General features: G+C 52.5%; 2 protein-coding genes. One reads left to right on the forward strand and one right to left on the reverse strand.

From position 1 onward, the window contains the following. Positions 1–96 precede the first annotated feature (96 nt). Positions 97–1,416 (forward strand): mechanosensitive ion channel family protein, encoded by a 1,320-nt coding sequence (locus ACSQ3J_RS31235; protein ID WP_436041180.1) that lies wholly within the window; start codon positions 97–99, stop codon positions 1,414–1,416. Positions 1,417–1,457: 41 nt separating this feature from the next. On the opposite strand, the gene ACSQ3J_RS31240 is transcribed toward ACSQ3J_RS31235, so the two are convergent. Then, positions 1,458–2,259 (reverse strand): universal stress protein (locus tag ACSQ3J_RS31240; RefSeq protein WP_436041182.1); only part of this gene is annotated, 802 nt, incomplete at its 5' end.

Here is a 2,259-nt window from a genome sequence, read left to right on the forward strand (position 1 = left end):
TGAAGCTGCCTAAGCCGCGTCGTTCCTGAGTGAATTCAAATATGCTTCATTCAATTTCGAAGCGGCCCGGATTCATGCAGTCTCGGAGTTTGACGAATGCTAAACCAAGCCTCAGCGCCATTTGTTCGCCAGGTTGAAGTGTATTTTCTATGGATACGCGCAGTAGCGTTCAACGAGTGGACACTTTACCAAGCGGCGATCATTTTACTGGGATACGTCTTTTCGCACCTCGTCGCTTCAAGGATTGAACCAAGGCTTGAGGCGTGGGCGCGCATGATCAAGGGAAATCCGGATCTTCTTCGGGTGATTATAGCCTTCATGCGCCGGCTTGGCTGGCTCGTCATGATTGTATGGCTTTGGCTAGCCCAGAGCGTATTTGTCCGGATGACCTGGCCCTCTCACCGGTGGCTGATCTCTATTGCATTGACGCTTGCTGGCGCGTGGTTCGTCGTTTCCGTTCTAACGCGGATCATTCGCAACCACAGGCTTTCGCGCATTGTTGCCATGGTGACCTGGGTTTATATCGCACTTTACGCGATCGGGCTTGATGGCCCCTTTCTGGCGGCGCTGGATAGCGCCGCTCTCAATCTCGGCGCCGTCCGTATTTCGGTCTTATTGATCCTTAAAGCGCTTTTGCTGACCGGGGTATTGATTTGGATCGCAGTCCTTGTCGGCAATGTGCTGTCCCATTGGGTGCACGGATGGTCCGACCTTTCGCCGTCCTTCAAAGTTCTCATCAGCAAATTGATCAAGATCACCCTGATCCTGGTGGCAGGTGCAGTAGCACTGTCGGCGACCGGGATAGATTTGACAGCGCTTACAGTGTTCTCCGGTGCTGTCGGCGTGGGTATCGGTTTTGGCCTTCAAAAGGTTGTATCGAATTTCATTTCCGGGATCATCATACTGCTGGATAAGTCGATAAAACCAGGAGATACGATTTCTCTCGGCGACACGTTCGGTTCCATTCGGGACCTGCGCTCTCGCTTCGTTTCCGTCATCACGCGGGATGGCAAGGAATACCTCATCCCGAATGAGGACTTCATCTCCCAGCAGGTGGTGAACTGGTCCTTCTCCAGTGAGTACGTCCGCATCGAAATCGACTTTATGGCGTCCTATGACAGCAATCCTCACCAAGTCGTTCAGATAGCCATTGACGCTGCAAAGAGCATTTCGCGCGTCAGCAGTACATATTCTTCTCCTGTTTGCTGGCTTACGGGCTTCGGTCCGTCTTCGTTGAACTTCAAATTACGTTTTTGGATATCAGATCCAAGCAATGGCCTTACGAATATACGAGGCCAGGTATTGATGGCCCTGTGGGATGCCTTCAAGGAAGCTGGTATATCCATACCTTTCCCACACCGTGAAATCGTCATGAAAGGTCCAGTCGAAGTCGTCCTGCCGCAGCAAAATCCTTAGGAATATCGGGCGCGCGGCCGCGATCACGATTTTTACCGAGATTACGTTTCAATAAAGACAAATGACCGGTCGGCTGTCTCGAGCAAGGTATCTGCAACAGTGCCGTAGGAGAGTTTCTTACCTACCCGGCGACTGACGCCAAGAACAATTAAGTTGAAGCGACCTTCGCGCGCCTGCTTCAGAATCGCAATTTCAGGCGAACTGCCATCCTGAACATATTTTTCAACTTTGACTTCATAGTAGGCGGCGATCTGGTCCAGTTCCTGGAATGCTGCAAGATGTGCGTTTCTGCTGTCGCTCACTCTGGGAACCGGTGTGGTCTGGGTTGGCTCGCGGACGTAAACAGCGGTTATAGCGCAACCCGTCGCTCGTGCTATCACAAATGCAAATTCCGACGCGTTCATTGATCGCTCCGTGCCGCTGATCGGCAGTAGGATTCGCAGGCTCTTGTCTTCGTCAGGGACAGTACCGCGCGCCGTGACGATCGCTGCGGTTCCTTTAAATGCGGAGGTCATGATCTCGATCCGCGGGTTATAACCACCGGTCGCATCCCCCGTCGTTTCAATGCCGACAAATAACAGGTCATGTCCTTGGTCAGACCCCTTTCCGAGCGCGTCAGCAAGTTCACCATCCTTGTTCGTAACGGAAATATGGACTTCGCCGTCGGCTATTTCAGTGTTTTCCGGATTAGTTTTGGCGGCCTGGTTGGCCGTTCTTTTGATGCTGCCGGCTACGTTCTTTGACTGCGCTTCAGTCCTTGGTTGAGAAGTTTTTGCGTCCTGCGCGTCGGTAACCCTCCCTTCGTCTCCAATGATGTCGAGCACGGTCACTGGCGTTTTTCTC

Source organism: Rhizobium sp. LjRoot98, from assembly GCF_964252935.1.
Taxonomy (GTDB): domain Bacteria; phylum Pseudomonadota; class Alphaproteobacteria; order Rhizobiales; family Rhizobiaceae; genus Pararhizobium.